Source organism: Streptomyces sp. NBC_01478 (assembly GCF_036227225.1).
Taxonomy (GTDB): Bacteria; Actinomycetota; Actinomycetes; order Streptomycetales; family Streptomycetaceae; genus Streptomyces.
This window is the reverse complement of sequence record NZ_CP109444.1, coordinates 7,256,950-7,274,461: the sequence shown is the minus strand read 5'-3', so window position 1 is coordinate 7,274,461 and position 17,512 is coordinate 7,256,950. Positions and strand designations below refer to the sequence as shown.

The following is a 17,512-nucleotide window of genomic DNA, read 5'->3' as shown; positions in this document are numbered from 1 at the left end:
ACGCCCTACACCGGCGCCCGAAAACCACCCATCCTCTCCTCCAGCAGTTCGGCGAGCCGCAGCGGAGTGCGGTCCTCGAACATCGGGCCGACGATCTGCACCCCCACCGGGAGCTCCTCGGGTGAGTGGCCCGCCGGTACGGCGGTGGCGGGCAGGCCGGGCATGGTGGCCAGGCCGGCCCACACGAGCTGGTCGAGGTACGGATGTGCCACGCCGTCGATGTCGAGCCGGCGTGTCATCGAGTCGGGGTGGTGGTCGTGCGGGAACGCGGGAGTGGGCGTCACCGGACACACCACGGCGTCGTACGCGCCGAAGAGCTGCCGCCAGCCGTGACGGTGCAGCTCGCGACGGTCGTTCGCCTCGATCCAGTCGCGGTGGCTCGACACCATGGCGCGCAGCCGTGCCGCTTCGAGACTCCGGTCGTCCGCGCCCAGTCCGGCGGCGTGGGTGCGCACCTGCTCGTACACCTCGACGGGAAGGCGTGCGGCGGCGCCGGAGAACAGCAACCGTGTGTAGACCAGCGCGGCTTCGGTCAGGTCGGGCAGGAGTGGCGTGTGCCGTTCGACGTGGGCCCCGCCGTCGGTGAGCGCGTCGGCCACCCGGTTCACGCCCGCCCGCACCGCGGACCCGGTCGGCAGGAACGGATGGTCCTCGATGACCAGGACCCGGAAGTCGCGGAGCCGCTCGTGGCGCGCGGGCGGCAGCGTCACGTCGTACGCCACACCGAAGGTCAGCGGGTCAGGGCCGGCCATGACGTCGAGCAGGAGCGTGAGGTCGCGGGCCGTGCGGGCCATCGGGCCGACGACGGCGAGATCGAGTTCGGCCGGGAACGCCGGCGCGGTCGGCGGGACCATGCCGCGGCTCGCCGCCAGCCCGAGCGTCGGTTTGTGCGCGTAGACCCCGCAGAAGTGCGCGGGGGTGCGCAGCGAACCGCCGATGTCGGACCCGATGGACAGCGCGCCGAACCCGGACGCCAGGGCCGCCGCCGATCCGCCGGAGGAGCCCCCCGGCGTACGACCGTGATCCCAGGGGTTGTTGGTGGTGCCGTAGATCTCGTTGAAGCTCTGCACGTCCTGCAGCCCCAACGGCACATTGGTCTTGCCGAGCACCACCGCGCCGGCGTCCTTGAGCCGTGCCACCTGCACCGCGTCCTCGGCCGGCACATGACCGCGGTGCTGCGGCATGCCCCAGGTCGTGGGCAGCCCCGCGATGTCGTACGACTCCTTGACCGTGACCGGGATGCCGAGCAGCGGCCGGTCCTCGCCGCGGGCGCGGGCCCGGTCGGCGGCGAGCGCGGCGGCCCGTGCGCGGTCGAAGTCCGGTACGCAGATCGCGTTGATCGCCTTGTCGTGCCGCTCGATACGGGTGATCGCCTCGTCGGTCAGTTCCGCCGAGGTCACCTCACCGGCGCGCAGGGCGGCGGCGAGTTCCCCGGCCGTCGGAAAATTCTGCGGATTCCGCTCCGTGAGCTCCATGGATCCGACCGTACCGACCACCCGCGGAGGCCATGAAATGCCGTTTCGCGCAACGGAGTTGCACCCCCTGACAGCCCGGCCTCAATACCGCGCCGCACTCGCCGCCAACGGCGGATACACCGCACTGGCCACCCCGTCCACCGTCGCCCCCGCGTACTTGAGCATGTCGCCCACCTGCCGGTTGAGGTCGTGGGGGAAGTTGAGGGTGGGCGTGGACACCTCGTCGAGCGTGGCCGTCTGGGCCGGGGTGAGGCGCAGGTCCAGGGCCGCGAGGTTGGCTTCGAGATGGGCCAGGGTGCGGGGGCCGATGAGGGTGGAGGTGATGCCGGGGCGGGACTGTACCCAGGACAGGGCTACGGCGGCGGAGGTCGCGCCCGCCTGCTCCGCGACCTCGGCGAGCGCGTCGATCACCGTGAACTGGGCGTCAGTTGGGGCGCCGAGGACCGCAGAGCGCCTGGTGTCGGCGGGAGTTGAGTGGTCACGCGTGTATTTCCCGGACAGGAAGCCGCTCTTGAGGGGGCTCCAGGGCAGGACGCCCATCCCGGCGTCCCGGGCCAGCGGGATCAACTCGCCCTCGATGGTGCGTTCCAGGAGCGAGTACTCCAACTGGAGTGCGGTGACCGGGCTCCAGTCGCGCAGCAGTGCCGTCGTGTGGGCCTTGGCGGTGAACCAGGCCGGGGTGTCGGAGAACCCGACGTAGCGGATCTTGCCCGCCGTCACCAGGTCGTCCAGGGTGCGCAGGGTCTCCTCGACCGGGGTGGAGCGGTCGTGGTTGTGCAGCCAGTACAGGTCGATGTAGTCGGTGCGGAGGCGGCGCAGCGAGTCCTCCAACTGGCCGATGATCGCCTTGCGGCTCGCGCCGCCGCCGTTGGGGTCGCCGAGGTGGAGGTTGCCGTAGAACTTGGTGGCCAGGACCAGTCGGTCGCGCAGGCCGGGGTGGGCGGCGAGGAAGTCGCCGAGGATGGCCTCCGAGTGGCCGTTCGTGTAGAAGTTCGCGGTGTCGACGAAGTTGCCGCCGCGGTCGAGGTAGGTCCGGAGGATCCGCTCCGACTCCTCGACGCCGCAGCCGAAGCCGCCGTCCTCGCCGAAGTTCATCGCGCCGAGGCAGAAGGGGCTCACCTTGAGGCCGCTGCGGCCGAGACCGACGTACGAGTCGAGTGCCATGAAATGCTCCTGAGGGGAGGTGGATGGAAAACCGACTCCTCAAGGACACCACTCTGACCAGGGAACTTGTTAGAGCGATCCCACCGCCCGCTTGCACGATCCTGTCGATCTGCCGTACGGACGGACGGTTGCGGGCGGCCCGTCCCGGTGCTTGGATCGAACGTGTCCCCGCCCTCATCCGAACCCGCGCTTCTGACCGAACTCCGCGCCCTGATCGACCGGCACGCGCCCCGCACGCCCCTCGCCGTCGAGGGTCTGATGCTGACCCGGGCCGACCGGCCGGAGGCGCCGAGCGCGAGCCTCGCGCGCCCGGTGCTGGCGATCGTCGCGCAGGGCTCGAAGCGCCTGATCCTGGGCGACCGTGTCCACGACTACGGGGCCGGGCAGTACCTGGTCGTCTCGGTGGACCTGCCGGTCGGCGGCCACTACACGCACGCCACCCCACAGGCCCCCTTCCTCGCCTGCGGGCTGGCCCTCGAACCCGCGAAGATCGCCGCACTGCTCCTCGACGCGGACTCCGGCACACTCCCCCTCCCCCGCCGCTCGGCCCCGCACGGCCTCGCCGTGTGCGACGCGCCCGCCGAACTCCTCGACGCGGCCGTGCGTTTGCTACGGCTGCTCGACCGGCCCGGCGACGCGCGGGTGCTCGGGCCGTTGATCGAGAAGGAGATCCTGTGGCGGCTGATCACCGGTGAACAGGGCGCGCTGGTACGGCAGATCGGGCTGGCCGACAGTCAACTCACCCATATCAGCAGGGCGATTCACTGGATCCGCGACCACCACACGGAAACCCTGCGCGTCGACGACCTGGCCCGGCTCGCCGGAATGAGCGCCTCCCCCTTCCACCGGCACTTCCGCGCGGTGACCGCGCTGACCCCGATCCAGTACCAGAAGCGGATCCGCCTCCAGGAGGCCCGGCTGCTGCTGATGAGCAGCGCGGAGGATGTCGCCGACATCGGTTTCGCGGTCGGTTACGACAGCGCGTCGCAGTTCAGCCGCGAATACCGCCGTGCCTTCGGCAGGCCGCCGGGGCAGGACGCGGTACGGCTGCGGGGCGGGGCCGATGCGGGGCGCCGGCCCGGCGGAACCCCCCGCTCCACCCACTCCGACGGCAAGTTAAGGTAAGCCTTACCTGGCCAGTTTTGATCGGAGAGACAGTGACAGTGCGCGCGTTCAAGAGGAAGGCTGTCACGGCGGTGGCCGCCGTGACCGTCGTCGGGGGGTTGCTGGCCGGGTGCTCGTCGTCGTCCGACAACGATGCCGAGAAGGCGGGTGACGGGCAGCAGAACAAGGTGATCGGTGCCTCGGAGGGGCCGGCCGCCGCGCCGAGCACCCTGGAGACCGGGATGGGGTCGGACACCGACACCGACGGGACCTTCCCGCGTACCGTCACGCACTTCGAGGGCAGGACGACGATCAAGGCGAAGCCCACGAAGATCGCCGTGCTGAGCACCGGACAGCTCGACGACCTGCTCACCCTCGGCACCGTCCCGACGGCCACCACCCGCGCCGACAACGCCGGACTCGTGCCCGACTACCTCGCGGACGCCTTCCCCGCCGACAAGGCGAAGCTCGCCGCGATGACGGACGCGGGCACGCGCCAGGCGCCCAACCTGGAGACGCTCGCCGCCGCCAAGCCCGACCTGATCCTCGCCAACGACTCGCTCGGCGACCTCTACCCCAAGCTGTCGAAGATCGCGCCGACCGTCATCACCGCGGGCAACGGCATCAACTGGAAGCGCGACCTCCTCCTCGTCGGCGACGCGATCGGCAAGGGCGAGCAGGCGCAGGAGCTGCTCGACGGGATCGTCGAGGACGCGCACGAGAAGGGCGAGGCGCTGTCGAAGACCTCGGTGTCGATGCTGCGGTTCACGCCCGGCCGGACCCGGATGTTCGGCGTCTCCTCCTTCACCGGTTCCATCGCCGTCGACATGGGCCTCGACCGGCCCAAGTCCCAGCAGTTCAAGGCGATTTCGGAGGACATCGGCGCAGAGAGCATCGACAAGGCCGACGGTGACTGGATCTTCTACTCCGTGCAGGGCGACGCCGACAAGACCGACGCGGCTGGGGGTACCCCCTCTGGGGGAGTGCTGGCCGGACCGCTGTGGAAGTCGATGTCGGCGGTCAGGACCGGGCACGCGGTGAAGGTGGACGACGACCCCTGGTACCTCAACGCGGGCCCGACCGCCGCGCGCCTGGTCGTCCTCCAACTCGCCGAGGACATCAGCAAGTAGAGATGAACCCCCAACGCCTCGCCTGGCCGGCGGCCACCCTCGCGGTGGCCGCCGCCGTGCTGCTCAGCCTCGCCGTCGGCACCCGGCCGGTCCCCCCGTCCGCGGTGCTCGACGCCCTTCTGCACGGCGGCAGTTCACCCGACGCGCTCGTCGTACGGTCGCTGCGGCTGCCCCGCACCGAGATCGGGCTGACGGCGGGCGCGGCGCTCGGTGTGGCGGGCGCCGCACTCCAGGCCGTCACCCGCAACCCGCTCGCCGATCCGGGCATCCTCGGCCTCAGCCAGGGCGCGGCGGCCGGCGTCGTCCTCGCCATCGCGACCGGCCTCGCGAGCGGTTTCGGCGGCTACGTCTGGTACGCCTTCGCCGGCGCCGTCCTCGCCGCCTGTCTCGTCTACGGCATCGCCGCGCGCGGCCGGGGCGGGGCCTCACCGGTGAAACTCGCCCTCGCCGGTACGGCGTTGTCCGCGATGACCGCCGGTGGGACGACCGTCGTGCTGACCTCCAGCTCGGCGACGCTGGACCAGTTCCGGTTCTGGCAGGTCGGCTCGCTGAGCGGCCGGGACGCCGACACGGTCGTGGAGATGCTGCCGTTCCTGGTGGCCGGGGCGCTGTTGGTGCTCGCCTGTGCGCGAGGGCTCGACGCACTGGCCCTAGGGGACGAGACGGCGCGGGCGCTGGGGCATCGGGTGGGGGCCGTGCGGGTGTGTGCGGCGCTCGGGGCGACCCTGCTGGTGGCGTCCGCGGTGGCCGCCGCCGGACCGATCGCGTTCGTCGGGCTGGCCGTCCCGCACCTGGCCCGGCGTCTCACCTCCGGCGGGCACCGCAGCCTGCTGCCCCTGTCCGCGCTGCTCGGCGCCGCGCTGCTGGTCGCGGCGGATGTGGCGGGGCGGGTGGTGCGGGCGCCCGCGGAGGTACCGGCCGGGGTGATGACCGCGTTGGTGGGGGTGCCGGTGCTGGTGGTGCTGGTGCGGCGCCGGGGGACCGCCGTATGAACGACGCGGCAGAGCACGACCGGGCCGCCCGGGCCTTCCGCCCCGCCGGTGTCACCGTCCTGCGCCCCCGCCCCGCCATCTCCCTTCTCCTGCACCGCCGTTCGGCCGTCGTGGCCGTAACTCTCCTGCTCCTGCTGGCCGTTGCGATGAGCGCCGCCGCCTGTCTCGGGCAGACCTACATCTCGCCCGCCGACGTGTGGCACACGGTGCGTACCGGTGCGGGGCCCTACGACCTCGTCGTGATGGAACTGCGGGTTCCCCGGATCGTGTTGGGGGCGCTGGTCGGGGTGGCCCTCGGGCTCGCCGGGGCGCTGGTGCAGACCGTCACCCGGAATCCGCTCGCCAGTCCGGATGTGATCGGGGTCGGGCACGGCGCCGCCGCCGCGACCGTGCTCGCGCTGTCCGCCGGGATGGTCAACTCGCCCGGTGCCATGCCCGTCGTGTCCGTCGTGGGCGGGCTCGCGGCCGCCGCGCTCGTGTATGTGCTGGCGTGGCGGCACGGGATGCAGCCAAGTCGGTTCGTGCTGACGGGAGTCGGCATCGGGGTCGCGCTGTCGGCCGTGGTGCAGTTGTATCTCGCGGACAGCGAGCTGGAGGCCGCCGAGCAGGTCAAGCTGTGGCTGACCGGTTCGCTCAACGGGCGGGGCTGGGAGCAGGCGGGGCCGCTCGCCGTCGTCCTGCTGCTGTCGCTGCCCGCGTTGGTGTGGGCGAGCCGGGCCGTGCGGCCGCTCGGGCTCGATGCCGACACCGCCGCCTCGCTCGGGATGCGGGTGGACCGGACGCGGCTCGCGCTGACCGTGCTCGGGGTGGTGCTGGCCGCGACGGCGACCGGGGCGGCCGGGCCGATCGGGTTCGTCGCGCTGACCGCCCCGCAGTTGGCCCGGCGGCTCACCCGTACGCCTCAACTGCCGCTGGTCTGCTCGGCGTTGACGGGTGCGGTGATTCTTGTGACGGCCGACCTCGCTGCCCGCACGGTGTTGCCCCCGCTGGAGGTGCCGGTGGGGGCGCTCACCTCGTTGGTCGGGGGGCCGTATCTGCTGTGGCTGTTGGGGCGGAACAGGGCGGGGGGCTGAGGGTTCGTCGGCGGCTGCGGGCCGGTGGGGGCTGGTCGCGCCCACGCGGCGGAGCCGCATATCGATACAGCCCCGCGCCCCTAAAAGCGACTGTGCTGGTCCGACCTTTAGGGGCGCGGGGAACTGCGCGAGCAACCACGACGCACCCGCACTCGACAACGCACCGGAACGCACCGGGTCCCGGAACAGTGCGGCTCCGGGACCCGGCTGAAGCGACGCCGTCAGATCGTGGCCGTGTCGATCACGAACCGGTACCGCACATCACTGGCCAGCACCCGCTCGTACGCCTCGTTGATCTGATCCGCGGAGATCAGCTCGATCTCGGCGCCGAAGCCGTGCTCGGCGCAGAAGTCCAGCATCTCCTGGGTCTCCTGGATGCCGCCGATGCCGGAACCGGCGAGGGTCTTGCGGCCGCCGATCACCGAGAACAGGTTGAGCGAGACGGGCTCCTCGGGGGCACCCACGTTGACCAGCGCGCCGTCCGTCTTCAGCAGCGAGAGGTACGCGCCGAGGTCGAGCGGGGCCGACACGGTGGAGATGATCAGGTCGAGGGTGCCGCGCAGTTCCTCGAAGGTCTTCGGGTCGCTGGTCGCGTAGTAGTGGTCGGCGCCGAGCTTCAGGCCGTCCTCCTGCTTGCGCAGGGACTGCGACAGGACGGTGACCTCCGCACCGAGCGCGTGCGCGATCTTGACGCCCATGTGGCCGAGGCCGCCCATGCCGACGATCGCGACCTTCTTGCCGGGGCCGGCGTTCCAGTGCTTCAGCGGCGAGTACAGGGTGATGCCGGCGCAGAGCAGCGGTGCGGCCACGTCGAGGGAGATGCCCTCGGGGATGCCGACGACGAAGTTCTCGTCGACGACGATGTTCTCGGAGTAGCCGCCGTAGGTGGGCTCGCCGTCCTTGCCGACGGCGTTGTACGTGCCGACGTTCCCGCCGGTGCAGTACTGCTCCAGGCCGGCCTTGCAGTTGTCGCACTCGCGGCAGGAGTCGACCAGGCAGCCGACGCCCACGCGGTCGCCGACCCGGAACTTGGTGACACCGGGGCCGACCTCGGAGACGATGCCCGCGATCTCGTGGCCCGGGACCATCGGGAAGATGGCCTCGCCCCAGCCCTCACGGGCCTGGTGGATGTCCGAGTGGCAGATACCGGCGAACTTGATGTCGATCAGGACGTCGAACTCGCGGACGGCCCGGCGCTCGATCGTGGTGCGCTCCAGGGGAGCCTTGGCGGCGGGAGCGGCGTATGCGGCGACAGTGGTCATGCCGGAAACTCTCCTAGGGGGGGTGCCTCTATGTCTTTCGTCAAGCGAGGCGTGGGGTTCTGGGTTCGTAGAAGGTGCCGTCGCGGAGCATCGCGAACAGGACGTTGATGCGTTGGCGGGCGAGGCGGAGGAGGGCTTGTGTGTGGGTTTTCCCTCGGGCCCGGCATTTGTCGTAGTAGGTGCGGGAGGCGGGATCGTGCAGGGCGGCGAACGCGGAGAGGAACATCGCGCGTTTGAGTTGCCGGTTGCCGCCTCGTGGCGCGTGTTCGCCGTGGATGGAGGTGCCCGACGACGTCGTGGTCGGGGCGAGGCCGGCGTAGGAGGCCAGGTGGGCGGAGGTGGGGAAACTGGTGCCGTCGCCGACGGTGACCAGCAGGGTGGCGGCGGTCCTGACGCCGACGCCGGGCAGCGACGTCAGGACCTTCGAAAGAGGGTGATCCTCCAGCAGGACTGTGATCTGGGCTTCTGTGGCCCGGCGTTGTTCGTGGACGGCTCCGAGCGAGCGGGCCAGGGAGGGGATCACGATGTCGAGGGTGCCGGTGCCGGGAACGACGACGGTCTGTTCGTCGAGTGCGTCGAAGACGTCGTCGATCAGCCGCTGGGCCATCCTGGGGGCCTTGGGCCGGATCACCTCAACCAGCTTGCGGCGTCCGGCTTTTCGCAGAGCGGCAGGGGATCCGTAGCGTTCCAGCAGCCAGGTCACAGCCTGATGGTCCAGACGCGGTCCCAGGACCCGCTCGAGGCTGGGGTGGAACTGGGTGAGCAGGCCGCGGATCCGGTTGGAGGTGCGGGTGGCCTCGGCCGCCAGATCCTGGTCGAAGCCGACGAGGACCGTGAGTTCGGCGGTGATCTCGTCGGTCGCCTCCAGCGAGCGCAGTGTGTGCGGCAGGGTGCGGGCGGCGTCGGCGATCACGGCCGCGTCGCGGGCGTCGGTTTTGGCCTCGCCCGGGTAGAGATCGGCGATCCGCCGCATCGACAGGCCCGGCAGGTAGGCGACCTTGCAGCCGGCATCCCGGGCCACCGTCAGTGGCAGGGCGCCGATGGAGGCGGGCTGGTCGACGATCACCAGGACGGTGCCGAACTTGGCCTTCAGCTTCTCGAAGACGTCCCGCAGTTTCGGCTCGGTGTTGGGCAGGGGTTTGTCGAAGACCTTCTTGCCGGCCGGGGTGAGTCCGTGTCCGTGATGGGTGCTCTTGCCGACGTCCAGGCCGAGGATGACGCCTATGTCGTCGTTGTCGTTCACGCCGTCCTCCCGAACGGATGTCGTGCGTGCTGGCCGGGGCGTTGGCGTCGTATGCGCGCATCCACGTTATGCAGACCTGCCGCCCGCGTACTGCCGGGCATTGCGCCAGGCCGGGCGGTAGTCGGACCTCTCATCAGCGTCTCCAACGGCGCCTCCCGGGCCCGGTGGCACCACCCCCCAGGTCATCGGTTCGACAGGGGGGAACAGCCATGCCGGGCCCGGAGGCCAGCGGTCCCATTGCGGAACCGCGAAGAAGATAACGGGGGGATGTGCGCCCGGTTGCCTTCCGACCGGGCACGAGGTCCAGCCTGCCCGAAAGTCCTGTGGCTACCCAGGCCACGCCTCTGCGTACGTCCGCTGTGCCTACCACCAGCGAGGTCAGGCTCCTGGACGTACGACCGGGAATACTGGAGCACATGGACGAACAGCCCGCATCCGCCCCCGAGCCCCTGGATCCCGGCCGGCCCCTGGACCGGCGGGCCGAGCTGAGCGAGTTCCTGCGCACCCGGCGGGCCCGGCTGAAGCCGGAGGACGTGGGGCTGCCGGACTTCGGGCGGCACCGCAGGGTGCCCGGGCTGCGGCGCGAGGAGCTGGCGCAGCTCGCCGGGGTGTCGGTGGCGTACTACACCCGCCTGGAACAGGGCAACGGGCGGAACGTGTCGGCGGAGGTCCTCGACGCGATCGCCCGCGCGCTGCGCCTGACGGACGCCGAGTCCTCGCACCTCACCCACCTGGCGAAGCCGAAGCAGCACAAGAAGAAGACCTCGGCCCCCACCCAGCACGTGCGCGTGGCGCTACGGCACCTGCTCGACTCGATCGAGACGATCCCGGCGTACGTCTGCGGCCGGCGCACGGACATCCTGGTCTGGAACCGGATGGCCGCGGCGGTCTTCGGCGACTGGTCGGAACTGCCGCCGCAGGAGCGGAACTGGGCGCGGCTGGTGTTCCTGCGGCCCGAGTACCGGGATCTGTTCGTGGAGTGGGAGCAGAAGGCCACGGACATCGTCAGCATGCTGCGGATGGACGCGGGCTTCTGCCCGGACGACCCGCGGCTGTCCGCGCTGGTGGGCGAACTCTCCGTGAAGAGCGAGGAGTTCAGGCGCCTGTGGGCGACCCACGACGTCAAGGAGAAGTCCTACGGCGTCAAGCGTCTCCACCATCCCCTGGTCGGCGATCTCACCCTGCACTTCGAGGGCTTCAGGCTGAGCGACGGCTCCGATCAGACCCTGGTCGCCTACCACCCGGAGCCCGGCTCCCCGTCCGCCGACGCCCTGCGCCTGCTGGCGAGCTGGGGCACGGACGCGACCCGCGCGGGCCGCTCGGCCGACCGCCCCGATCTCACTCCGTAGTCCGGTCTCACTCTGTCGTCCGATCTAACTCTGTCGTCCGGTCTCACTCCGTGACGCCCAGGTCCGCCCGCATCAGCCGCCGCATCGCGGCCAGCCGTGGCTCGGCCTCCTTCAGGTCGAGCAGGGCTTCCTCGGGGCCCTCGCCGTCCCGGGCGAGGCCGCGGTCCAGGCGCTTCACGACGGCGTCGGCGCCCGCGAGAACCTGGTTCACCGCGCGGGACGCGTCCAGGATCCGCTCGGGTACGACCATCTGCGCCTCGGCGTACCGGTCCCGGTAGTCCAGGCGCGCCTCCTCCAACTGGTCGCGCTCCAGCTCGGTGTAGACCTCGTCGCGGATGCGGTGCAGGGCGTCCTTGAGCAGCGTGTGGAACTGCCGTGAGGCGCGGTTCATGGCCGTGTAGGCGTCCCGCCGCTCCTCGAACCGCCGCTCGCGCTCGGCGAGTTGGGCCTCCTCGGCACGCTGCCGGGCGGTGATCCGCTGGCTGAGGACGGGCGCGAAGAGCGTTCCGAGCACCCCGACGACGGCGGTGATCATGGCGGTGACGGCGGCGGTCATGGGATCAGGGAAACACGGACGGCCCACCGGAAGCCGTACTTCCGGTGGGCCGTCCGCTCAGTGGAGCTCAGAACCTGCGTGTCTCAGGACCTACTTGGCGTAGTACGCGTTGTAGATCGAGATCGTCGACTTGTTGCCCTTCTTGTCGGCGATCTTCGCGTGGAACGAGATGGCCTTGCCCTTGGCCGGGTTGGTGACGGTGATCTTGCCGTTGACGACGTTGACCTTCTTCCAGGTCTGGCCGTAGTCGTACGACACCCACACGCCCAGGGACTTGAGGTTGCGGCCGGCTGCCGCGCCCTCGACGGTGACCGGGAAGGTGACCTTCTTGCCGGCCGCGACGCGGCTGTCCAGGCCGGTGACCGCGTTGAACCGGGCCGTGGAGACGGGGAGTTTGGCCAGGTCGGACCCGGCCGGCTTCTTCGAGGAGAACGTCCAGCTCGCGTCGATCCGGGTGGAGGCGGCGGCGACCTTGACGCTGCGGATCACCGAAGTGGTCAGCTTGTACGAGGCGTTGGCGGCCGGGACCTTGAACGCCTCCCCGAACAGCGGGTCCTGGTTGGAGCCCACCTTGGTGCCGTTGCGGTACAGGGTCGTGTTGACCGAGGTGAACAGCGACGAGCCCGCGTTCCGCGAGGAGTCGGCGAACAGCGGCACTATTCCGGAGATCTCGTTGCCGTCGCGGTACACGCCGTAGACGTCGTCGAGGTGCGGGCCGAAGACCGCCGTGTTGAAGGTCCTGGTGTAGCTCTGGCCGCCCTTGAAGGTCTGCAGGCCGTTCGAGACGTAGAAGGCCTCCGCGGTCGGGAAGCCGTCCGCGTCGGGTGCGCCGTCCTGCTCGAAGTCCAGCTCCCACTTGGCGCCGTTGACGGTGGAGACGTGCAGCGTGCGGGTGCCGGGGAGCTGCTGCGCGCGGGCGGTGGCGGTGGCGCCGGAGCCGCCGGACAGATAGCCGAAGGCGAACAGCAGACCGGTCTTGCCGCTCGCCGCGGCGCCCATGCGGCCCTTCACCGTGGCGAGTTCACTCGCCTTGTAGTGCTTGGTGTAGCCGGTGGCGAGCTGCTTGACCTTGCCGCCGGTCGTGGTGTCGTACTGCTGGTCGGTGCCCTTGACGAAGTGCGCGTCCCACTGCTCGGAGAGCGAACCGTCGGTGATCTGCGGACCGAGGTGCGCGGAGCGGAAGTTGACGAACGTGTCCAGGAACCAACTGAAGGAGGCGCCCCCGTCGGAGGTCTCGACCGTGTAGGTCGGTGCCGCGAAGGAGGACACGGCACCGGTGTCCGGGACCGTGATGTCGACCGGCTTGGCCTTGCGGGCGTCGACGGTGATCGAGGTGTTCTTGCTGATGTCCAGCTTGGGCTGGGCGAGCCAGTCGGCGCCCTTGGCGAAGTCCTCCGGGTCCACGAAGATCCCGGTGTCGAGGACGTAACCGCCCTTGGGGACACGGATCTTGACGGTGCCCGAGGCGTCGTAGGGGCTGAAGAACTCCCCGTTGCCGAGGCCGGACAGGCCCGCCAGCGAGGCGGAGTAGTACTTGGCCGGGGTGCCGTCACGGTTGATGAACTTCAACGTGAGGTCGTACGACTGCACTTCGCGCACCACGGCCGCGGCCGTACGGACGCTCTGCCCGCCGCCCGTCGCCGTCACGTACGCGGAGTAGGCGCCGTCGAGGGTGCCGCCCAGCTTGGTGTTGACGGTCAGACCGGCCGAGGCGGTGCCGCCGGCCGGGACGGTCACCGAGGTCTTGTCGAGCTTGAAGAAGCCCGAAGGAGCCGTCTGGCCCCTGGGGTTGGTGGCGGCCACGGTCAGCTTGAGGGTGACGGGCGCGGTACCGAGGTTGCGGTAGGTGATCTGCTTGGTGACCGGGGCGTCGTCGGTGTGCGGCCACTGCTGGATGCCGAAGCTCTCCGAGACCGGGTCGGCGATCACGCTCTGCTTGATGGCCTTGTCGACGGCGATACGGCCCGAACCCTGCTCGAACGGCGTGTAGTTGCCGCCCTTCGCGGAGCCGGTCAGCGCGCCCTTCAGCTCGGCGTAACCCCACGTGGGGTGCTCCTGCTTGAGGATCGCGGCGGCGCCCGCGACATGCGGGGTCGCCATCGACGTACCCGAAATGGTCAGGTAGCCGGGCGGGTTCTCGCCGACCTCCTGGTCGATGACGCTGCCGGGCGCGGCGGCCGCGGTGATGTCGACGCCGGGCGCGGTGACGTCCGGCTTGATGGCGCCGTCGCCGGCGCGCGGGCCGGTGGAGGAGAAGTCGGCCAGCTTGTCGCTGCCGTCGACGGCGCCGACAGTGAGGGCCGCGTCCGCGCTGCCGGGCGAACCGATGGACTGCGGGCCCTCGTTGCCGGCCGCGATGGCGAAGAGAATGCCCTTCTCGGCGGAGAGCTTGTTGACCTCGGCTTCGAGCGGGTCGATCTCCGGGGAGTCGTAGCCGCCGAGGCTGAGGTTGACGACGGAGGCGCCCTCGGCCGCCGCCCACTCCATGCCGGCGAGGATGCCGGAGTCGTCACCGGAGCCGTTGTCGTCGAGGACCTTGCCGTTGAGGATCTTCGCGTCGGGCGCGACACCCTTGTACTTGCCGTTCGACTTCGCGCCGGTGCCCGCCGCGATGGACGCGACATGCGTGCCGTGCCCGAAGTGGTCGTCCGCGTCGGTGGCCGTGGAGAAGTTCTTGGACTCGATGACCTGCGTCTTCAGGTCCGGGTGGTCGGCGTCGACTCCCGTGTCCAGTACGGCGATCTTGACGCCCTTGCCCGTGTAGCCGGCCGCCCACGCCGTCGGGGCGCCGATCTGCGGCACGGACTTGTCGAGGCTGGCCTTGCGGACGCCGTCGAGCCAGACGTGCGCGATACCGGCGGCCGACTTGTCGCCGTTGGTGACGGCCTTCCACAGCTCGGGCGCGTCCTCCTGCGGGGTCTGCACGGCGTCGGCGTTCAGCGTCTTCAGGGACTGGCGCAGCCTGCCCGCGTCCCGGACGTCGGCCTTGGTGGCGGTGGCGGCGCCCTGATAGCCGACGATGACCTTCAGGCCGGCCTTCTGGGAGGCGCGCTCCGCGGACTTGTTGAGCTCGGTGACGTCGAAGAGCCGCTGGTCGAGCTTGCCGGACGCGACGAGTTGGGCCGCGTCAGCGGGTACGACCAGCGTGTGCCCGTCGAGCTTTCGCACCTGAACGGGTATGTGCTGACGGCCCTTTGCCGCCTGGAAGGCCAGGACCCGGCCCTTGGCGTCGACGGTGACGCGGTCGCCGGTGATCAGGGTGATGTGGTGGCTGCCCGCGAGCCGGGCCTTCGCGGCACCGGCCGCGCTCCCCACGGAACCGGCCGTGCTCTGTTCGGACTTCGCCGACGCCGGGCTGGTCATACCCGCGGCGAGAGCGACGGCGGCGGACGCGGCCACGGTGGCCACGCACGCTCTTCTGACGTGTCTGTGCAAGACTCCCCCTGGAGCTGAAGTACCGGGCGAATTCCCCATTCACCCGGCCGGGGGATTGCCCGCACGGCCGTACGTGATCACCCCCGGAATACGCAGTATGCCGAGGGGCGATCACCCGCTCAATAGATGAGAGGAGGGTAAGAAAGCGCGGCCGCGGAATGTTACGCGGCCGCGCGAACTCCGTTACGCAGTCGTCGGGTGCTTCCCGCGAGAACTCCGGTACAGAGCCGTCCCACCCACCGAACTCCCTTGCGCGGCAACCGAGTTACTTGGACGCCGCGTTCTCCTTCACCGTGATCTTGCCCTTGCGGATGGTGGCGAGACGCGGTGCCTTCTTCGCGATGGCGGAGTCGTGGGTGACCATGATGAAGGTCAGCCCGTGCTCCTTCCACATGCGCTCCAGTACGTCCATGATCTCGTCGCGCATCGACTCGTCGAGGTTGCCGGTCGGCTCGTCGGCGAGCAGCACCTTGGGCTGCTTGACCAGCGCGCGGGCGATGGCGACACGCTGCTGCTGTCCTCCGGACATCTCGCCGGGGAGGTGGTTGGCCCGCTCACCCAGGCCGACCGAGACCAGCGCCTCGGCGGCCCGTTCACGCCGGATCTTCGCCTTCAGGCCCAGCGGTACGAGGGCGGTCTCGACGTTCTCCTGTGCGGTGAGCGTCGGGATCAGGTTGAAGGACTGGAACACGAAGCCGATGTTCTCGCTGCGGACCTTGGTGAGCTTGGCCTCGGAGAGTTTCGCCAAGTCGACGCCGTCCAGGACGATTTCGCCTGCGGTGGGGCGGTCCAGGGCGCCGATCATCTGGAGCAGGGTGGACTTGCCGCCGCCGGTCGGCCCTTGGATGACCAGGCGGTCGCCGTCGCCGATGGTCAGGTCGATGCCGTCGAGGGCGTGGACGGTCTCTTTGCCGCGTGAGTAGAGCTTGGTGACGCCTCTGAGTTCGTACATGGTGCAACTCCTGGAGAAGTAAAGGGGGTTGGGGCCCGTCGGTGGGACGGGCCCCGTTGCGCCGTTTTCGTCTGCAGCGCCGTCGTGGCTGGTCGCGCTCACGCGGCGGAGCCGCACATTGACACAGCCACGCGCCCCTGAAGGGGCGCTGCAGTTACCGCTGTTGACCAGGTGCCGGCTACTCGACTCTGCGCAGGGCGTCCGCCGGACGGAGTCGCGACGCTCGCCAGCCGCCGAAGGCTCCGGCGATCAGGCCGCCGGCCACGGCGAGGCCGACCGCGAGGGCGATGGTGGTGGCGTTGACGGGTGCGGTGAGGGCGACGTCGAGCGTCTTGGCCGCGGCCTGCCGGCCACCGCCGAAGCCGCCGCCACCGCCGGGTCCGCCGCCCGCCCGGGCGCCACCGGCGGCCGTGTTGCCGAGGGAGGCCGACAGGGTCGGGCTGATCGCGGTCACGACGTACGCGCCCGCCAGGCCGAGCGCGATACCGAGGACGCCGCCGACCAGACCGTTGACGACGGCCTCGCCGACCACCTGCCGGGTCACCCGGCCGGACTTCCAGCCCAGCGCCTTCAGCGTGCCGAACTCGCGCACCCGGCGGGAGACCGCCGAGGAGGTGAGCAGACCGGCGACCAGGAACGCGGCGATCAGGACCGCGATGGACAGCCACTTGCCGACGCTGGTGGCGAGGGAGGAGGCGGTGGACAGGGACCCGGAGACGGTGTCGGCCAGGTCGGCGGACGTGGTGACCGTCGTACCGGAGACATTGCTCGTGATGGTCTTCTTGACGGCCGAGATCTGCTTGGAGTCGGTCGCCTTGACGTAGATCGTGGTGACCTTGTTCTTGTCACCGCTCAGGGTCTGCGCCTGCGTCAGCGGGATGTACAGGTTGGCCGCGGCGTCACCGCTGGTCGCGGTGGCGATGCCGATGACCTTGTACTTGACGCTCTTGATGGTGACGGTCGAGCCGACCTTGAGCTTCTTCTCCTTGGCGTACGCCGAGTCGGCGACGACGACCTTGGAGTTGGTCTCGGCGGTGGTGAAGGTACGGCCGCTGGTGATCTTCGAGGAGGTCAGCGGGCCGAGCGCGGGCTTGGTGACGTCCGTGCCGTACACCGAGTACGAGTTGATGTTGAAGTTGGCGCCGCCACCGGTGACTTCGCCCTGCGGCGCGCCGGTGCCGCCGCCGCGGTTGCCGCCACCTTCGGTGCCGCTCCCCTGGTTCTGCTGGAACTGGCCGCGGGTGAACTGGCCATCGACCTTGACGACGTTGAGGCTGAGCCCGCCGACGGCGTCGGATACACCCTTCTGCCCGGCCACCTTGGTGACGGTGGTGGAGGCCAGGGTGGTGAAGCCCTGGACCATGACGCGGTCACTGCTCTGCGTCGTGCTGTCGCCGTTGTTGTTGGCGTCGAACTGGAACCGCGGCTGCTGCGAGCCGCTGGCGGTGGGCGTGGCCGCCTTGGTGACGGTCATGTCCGTACCGAGTCCGTACAGCGACTGGAGGACCTTGTCCTGGGCCTTCCCCATGCCGGAGGACACGGAGTTGACCACGATGACCAGCGCGATGCCCAGGGCGAGGCCGGAGGCGACGACGAGGGCCGCTTTTCTGCGGCGGCGCAACTCGCGCCTCAGGTAGGTGAAGAACATGGCCCGCAAGCTAGGTACAGCGCGTGATGATGCCATAAGGCCGACATAAGAGAACGATGAGAAGGCTGTCCGTGGGCAAAGAATGGCCATGTGCGGGGCTGTCAAAGAGGGTTCGCCGCTGGGTCCGAC

General features: G+C 70.1%; 13 protein-coding genes. 5 read left to right on the top strand and 8 right to left on the bottom strand.

Annotated features, from left to right (window positions below; genetic code table 11):
- Positions 1-5: 5 nt before the first annotated feature.
- Positions 6-1,475 (bottom strand): amidase, encoded by a 1,470-nt coding sequence (locus tag OG223_RS33055; RefSeq protein WP_329256391.1) that lies wholly within the window; start codon positions 1,473-1,475, stop codon positions 6-8.
- Between the two features lie 81 nt (positions 1,476-1,556).
- On the bottom strand, positions 1,557-2,639 hold the full coding sequence (locus tag OG223_RS33050; protein WP_329256389.1) for an aldo/keto reductase: 1,083 nt from the start codon (positions 2,637-2,639) through the stop codon (positions 1,557-1,559).
- Positions 2,640-2,801: 162 nt separating this feature from the next.
- Here OG223_RS33050 and OG223_RS33045 point away from each other — a divergent pair, with 162 nt between their 5' ends.
- The 4 genes from OG223_RS33045 to OG223_RS33030 all read left to right on the top strand — a co-directional run bounded on the left by OG223_RS33045 (position 2,802) and on the right by OG223_RS33030 (position 6,938).
- The gene (locus tag OG223_RS33045) at positions 2,802-3,764 is read left to right on the top strand and encodes an AraC family transcriptional regulator (RefSeq protein WP_329256387.1); all 963 of its coding nucleotides are present in this window, start codon (positions 2,802-2,804) and stop codon (positions 3,762-3,764) included.
- A gap of 71 nt (positions 3,765-3,835) precedes the next feature.
- Positions 3,836-4,873, top strand: a complete 1,038-nt coding sequence (locus OG223_RS33040) for an iron-siderophore ABC transporter substrate-binding protein (protein ID WP_329256385.1) — start codon at positions 3,836-3,838, stop codon at positions 4,871-4,873.
- A gap of 2 nt (positions 4,874-4,875) precedes the next feature.
- Complete coding sequence (locus tag OG223_RS33035; protein WP_329256383.1) at positions 4,876-5,865, top strand: FecCD family ABC transporter permease; 990 nt, start codon at positions 4,876-4,878, stop codon at positions 5,863-5,865.
- Positions 5,862-6,938 (top strand): FecCD family ABC transporter permease, encoded by a 1,077-nt coding sequence (locus OG223_RS33030; RefSeq protein WP_329256381.1) that lies wholly within the window; start codon positions 5,862-5,864, stop codon positions 6,936-6,938. The genes OG223_RS33035 and OG223_RS33030 overlap by 4 nt, the downstream gene beginning before the upstream one ends.
- A 221-nt stretch (positions 6,939-7,159) precedes the next feature.
- Here the strand turns inward: OG223_RS33030 and OG223_RS33025 are convergent, their stop codons facing one another.
- Positions 7,160-8,200 carry an NAD(P)-dependent alcohol dehydrogenase gene (locus OG223_RS33025; protein WP_329256379.1) on the bottom strand — a complete coding sequence of 347 codons (1,041 nt, stop codon included), beginning with the start codon at positions 8,198-8,200 and terminating at the stop codon, positions 7,160-7,162.
- Between the two features lie 40 nt (positions 8,201-8,240).
- The gene (locus OG223_RS33020; RefSeq protein WP_329240994.1) at positions 8,241-9,443 is read right to left on the bottom strand and encodes an IS110 family transposase; all 1,203 of its coding nucleotides are present in this window, start codon (positions 9,441-9,443) and stop codon (positions 8,241-8,243) included.
- Positions 9,444-9,859: 416 nt separating this feature from the next.
- On the opposite strand from OG223_RS33020, the gene OG223_RS33015 reads away from it, so the two are divergent.
- The gene (locus OG223_RS33015) at positions 9,860-10,792 is read left to right on the top strand and encodes a helix-turn-helix transcriptional regulator (RefSeq protein ID WP_329256377.1); all 933 of its coding nucleotides are present in this window, start codon (positions 9,860-9,862) and stop codon (positions 10,790-10,792) included.
- A gap of 43 nt (positions 10,793-10,835) precedes the next feature.
- On the opposite strand, the gene OG223_RS33010 is transcribed toward OG223_RS33015, so the two are convergent.
- The 4 genes from OG223_RS33010 to OG223_RS32995 all read right to left on the bottom strand — a co-directional run bounded on the left by OG223_RS33010 (position 10,836) and on the right by OG223_RS32995 (position 17,383).
- Positions 10,836-11,348, bottom strand: a complete 513-nt coding sequence (locus tag OG223_RS33010; protein WP_329256375.1) for a hypothetical protein — start codon at positions 11,346-11,348, stop codon at positions 10,836-10,838.
- Between the two features lie 90 nt (positions 11,349-11,438).
- On the bottom strand, positions 11,439-14,822 hold the full coding sequence (locus OG223_RS33005; protein ID WP_329256373.1) for a S8 family peptidase: 3,384 nt from the start codon (positions 14,820-14,822) through the stop codon (positions 11,439-11,441).
- A 226-nt stretch (positions 14,823-15,048) separates the two neighbouring features.
- Positions 15,049-15,735 carry an ABC transporter ATP-binding protein gene (locus tag OG223_RS33000; RefSeq protein WP_317886151.1) on the bottom strand — a complete coding sequence of 229 codons (687 nt, stop codon included), beginning with the start codon at positions 15,733-15,735 and terminating at the stop codon, positions 15,049-15,051.
- A gap of 178 nt (positions 15,736-15,913) precedes the next feature.
- Positions 15,914-17,383: an ABC transporter permease gene (locus OG223_RS32995; RefSeq protein WP_329256369.1), complete on the bottom strand. Its 1,470-nt coding sequence runs from the start codon at positions 17,381-17,383 to the stop codon at positions 15,914-15,916.
- Positions 17,384-17,512: the final 129 nt, after the last annotated feature.